This window comes from Bacillus sanguinis (assembly GCF_018332475.1).
GTDB lineage: Bacteria > Bacillota > Bacilli > Bacillales > Bacillaceae_G > Bacillus_A > Bacillus_A sanguinis.
On record NZ_BOQB01000344.1, the window covers coordinates 1 to 3605 of the forward strand.

General features: G+C 31.8%; 4 protein-coding genes and 1 pseudogene. 4 read left to right on the forward strand and 1 reads right to left on the reverse strand.

Annotated features, from left to right (window positions below; translation table 11 throughout):
• Window positions 1-216 precede the first annotated feature (216 nt).
• Window positions 217-729 (forward strand): GNAT family N-acetyltransferase, encoded by a 513-nt coding sequence (locus KI369_RS25635; protein ID WP_212958196.1) that lies wholly within the window; start codon window positions 217-219, stop codon window positions 727-729.
• A gap of 38 nt (window positions 730-767) precedes the next feature.
• On the opposite strand, the gene KI369_RS25640 is transcribed toward KI369_RS25635, so the two are convergent.
• The gene (locus tag KI369_RS25640; protein WP_212958198.1) at window positions 768-1655 is read right to left on the reverse strand and encodes a DMT family transporter; all 888 of its coding nucleotides are present in this window, start codon (window positions 1653-1655) and stop codon (window positions 768-770) included.
• A 171-nt stretch (window positions 1656-1826) separates the two neighbouring features.
• On the opposite strand from KI369_RS25640, the gene KI369_RS25645 reads away from it, so the two are divergent.
• The 3 genes and pseudogenes from KI369_RS25645 to KI369_RS25655 all read left to right on the forward strand — a co-directional run.
• The gene (locus tag KI369_RS25645; protein WP_212958200.1) at window positions 1827-2387 is read left to right on the forward strand and encodes a helix-turn-helix domain-containing protein; all 561 of its coding nucleotides are present in this window, start codon (window positions 1827-1829) and stop codon (window positions 2385-2387) included.
• 34 nt (window positions 2388-2421) lie between these two features.
• Entirely contained in the window at window positions 2422-3369 is a 948-nt protein-coding gene (locus KI369_RS25650) for a hypothetical protein (RefSeq protein WP_212958202.1), read from the forward strand.
• A 167-nt stretch (window positions 3370-3536) separates the two neighbouring features.
• Window positions 3537-3605: pseudogene (locus KI369_RS25655) on the forward strand (aspartyl-phosphate phosphatase Spo0E family protein); the annotation flags it as partial.

Sequence of the window (3605 nt, forward strand, 5' to 3'; positions counted from 1 at the left end):
GTATGAAAATAAATGGTATTCCAATTGAAAATTTACTTGAGTTATATAATAAAGAAAAAGTTAACCTGTAATGGTATAGATAAACTTGTTCGTAAATCTAATGTTTCGCGCAATAATTATGTAAAAATAATATAAAGAAATAAAGGAGAGAAGGGGTTTCACGCAGGAGGCTAGAATGAAGAATATGTATTGTAAAGAATATGGAGGGAAGAAAAAATGGCGATCAAAGTAAGAGCGGTAGAAATACAAGATGCTAGAGCGATTCACCGTATATGTATACAAGATGACGTTTTACCTTATATGGTTTTCTTGCCTAGCATGCGTGTAGATGCAATGGAAAATAGAATTCAAAATTTAGCACCAAATCAATTTGAATTTGTTGCAGAGTATGATAGGGAAGTTGTTGGATTTGTTGGGTTAACCCAAAGTCCTGGACGTAGATCTCATTCGGGTGAATTGTTTATCGGGGTAGATAGTGAATATCATAATAAAGGCATTGGAAAAGCTCTTCTTACAAAAATGCTTGATTTGGCTGATAATTGGTTAATGTTAGAGCGAGTGGAACTAGGTGTTTTAGAAACGAATCCGAAAGCGAAAACGCTATATGAAAAATTTGGGTTTGTAGAAGAGGGAGTAAAGGTAGGAAATTTGAAGGCTAACGGAAAGTTTATTAATGAAATTATGATGAGTCGTTTTAGACCTAATGGTTTAATCATACATAATGGATAGTGAAAAGCATGACATTATACTGTCATGCTTTTTATTTGTTAGTTGTTGTTAGGCAGTTTTGGTTGCATTAAAAATAGTGCTAAGCCAATAAAAATAACTGTAATGCCTAGTCCTTGTTGTAAAGAAATAGTCTCATTTAATATAAAGTAGGCTAGTATACAAGTTCCAATTGTTTCTCCTAAAATACTCATAGAAATTACGGTAGCACTCATCCATTTTAATAACCAATTGAATATTGTTTGACCTAAAATCGTAGCAATAAACGCTAAACCAATCAAGCAGAGCCAAGTTTGTGTAGAGTAGTGGATAAAAGATTCGTGTTTCATGTAAGCAAATATACCAAGAAAACAGGCACTACTTCCATAACTAATTACTGAATACGGTATAAGTGATAGGTCTTTACGAACATGTTGGCTAATGAAAAAGTATGCGGTAATAATTCCGGCCGCAATAAACGCTAAAATATCTCCGTATAAAGCTTCGCCACTAATTTGGAAGTCTTGCCATCCGATAACGATACTTCCTGAAATAGCGATGAGGCAACCAATAATCGCTCCTTTCGTAAATCTTTCCTTAAATAAAAAATAACCACCAATCATTGAGAACAAAGGTTGTAACGTTACGATAACTGTAGAGCTTGCTACAGAAGTATAATGTAATGATTCAAACCAAAGTACATAATGTGCTGCTAAAAATAATCCAGATATGAATCCGAATCCCCATTGTCTTCTTGTTACTGTTTTTATCTCGTTTCGATTATTTTTATTAAAAAGTAACAAGGGTAACAGAATTAGTGCAGCAAATAATAATCGATAAAAGGCAATGATAGCCGCAGGAGCATCGGCTAATTTTACAAAAATTGCTGAAGTTGATAAGGCGAATACGCCGAAAAATAAGATGAAATATGAATGAATAGGTGATTTCATAGTTTGTTCCTCCGATAGAATGTTTAATATAATAAACTAAATGCGATATAATATACAAAGGTAAGTATATAAGTCCCGGAGATAATAGGAAAGGATTATTTGCCTTTGTTTAGTATGTCAGCACAAAAACAACGAATGATGCAATATGATGGACGAAAGGAAGTTTTTACTATGATACATGATAGACTCGGACAAACTGTATTAAGTTATCGTAAGAAAAATAAGATGACAATTCGCGAATTTGCTGATTATGCAGGGATTAGTACTTCATTAATTAGTCAAATTGAACGAGGGCATGGGAATCCTTCGTTAAATGTATTGGAATTAATAGCGAAAGCATTAAATGTACCGCTATTTACACTGTTTATTAATGAGATTGATACAGATTCACTCATTTCTAAGAAGAAAGATAGAAAGAAAGTATATCGGGAAAACAATGATCACATTGTATATGATGTATTAACACCCGATTTCATGAAAGCGCGTATTGAAATGTTAATGATGGACTTAAATAAACAAGCAAATACAACAGAAAGTCACTATTCACATGAAGATAAAGAAGAAATTGCTGTTGTCATGAAAGGAGAAGTGTATGTGGAGTTAGAAGGAAAAGAATATTTTTTAGAAGAAGGTGATGTTGTACGTATTCCGCCAAATGTGAAGCATCGTTTTTTGAATAAAAGTGATGAATCGAATCACATTTTATTCGTATTGACGCCATCTTTAGGATGAGTATAAAGCGATTTTTATCATGGGGGATAAAAAGATGGAAAATAAAACTGTTTTAAGAGATGGTCTTTCAATTATTTCTCAATGTAAAAAAGAAACAAATGATATTTGGCATGCACATTTCGGAGCAGCTGCTATTGCTAGTTATTTTTTCATGAAAGATAATAATATGGAAGAACAAATAACACGTAGTATGTATTCTCAAACGAAAATAATGTTAAGCAAGCATAACTTAGGTGACAGCATCGCCCAAAAAGAAGAAATTGATTTTAAAATCGCTGAAAGAATGATTATAAAATCATTGGAACAAACAATTGATGAACTTCATTGGGTGGGGCATAATGTCATTTATGCTGCATTAAGTTTATTAGCTATAAAAGAGTTAAAAAAATGGGGAGATAATCAAGAGATTGAAGGGATTACTAATCTTATATTATCATTTCGAAAAACAATTCCAGGCAGATCGTGGATTGGTTTTACGACGAAGGAAGTAAAACAATTAAATATAAAAGAAGAGATAGAAAGTGAATTAAGAAATCCGAAACTATTATCGAAGTTTATTTTAAAAGAGCTCTCGCAATTTAATATTATTTATAGAGCGGAAGCACACCATGATTTAATTGGTCATTTACTTACTTTTTCTCATGCAATTAATATTATGTATGACTTGGGGCATAGAGATATATTTCATCGAGGGATACGACCACTGTTAAAGCTAGTATACGTGTTACGTGCTAGTCAAAATCTTATGCCGAATACTGAAATAAATTTGCACTCACCTATAGATCGTTTACCTTTAATCGAATCTAAACGTGCTCATGTATTACCAACAGAAAAACAATTTTGGCTAAAAGACCATAGTGCATTTGATTGGGATTTCGGACATGTCTTTAAATTCTCATATAGTTACTTTGATCATATTAAGAGGGCTCCAAAATATAAAGATATAACAGTAGAGAAATTTCGATTTATTATTAATACGTAATGGAGTCTAATATCAATATAACGGGGGGAAATTTAAAATTTCTTTGTTGATAGTATATTATTTTTATATTTGTAAGATTTTACATACGTGTTTTACTTTTACTAATTATGTAAATAGGCTATACTAAAATACATACATTTTAGTATTGGAGAGAGAAGTAAAACGACATGGAATTAGTGAAATTGGAAAAAGTAATTGAAATAAAGAAAGAAGAACTTTTATATTTAGTATCGGAT

Excerpts from the sequence above, each read along its gene's own strand:
- KI369_RS25650 (WP_212958202.1), top strand. The coding sequence starts at position 2,422 with ATGGAAAATAAAACTGTTTTAAGAGATGGTCTTTCAATTATTTCTCAA.
- KI369_RS25645 (WP_212958200.1), top strand. The coding sequence starts at position 1,827 with ATGATACATGATAGACTCGGACAAACTGTATTAAGTTATCGTAAGAAA.
- KI369_RS25640 (WP_212958198.1), bottom strand. The coding sequence starts at position 1,655 with ATGAAATCACCTATTCATTCATATTTCATCTTATTTTTCGGCGTATTC.
- KI369_RS25635 (WP_212958196.1), top strand. The coding sequence starts at position 217 with ATGGCGATCAAAGTAAGAGCGGTAGAAATACAAGATGCTAGAGCGATT.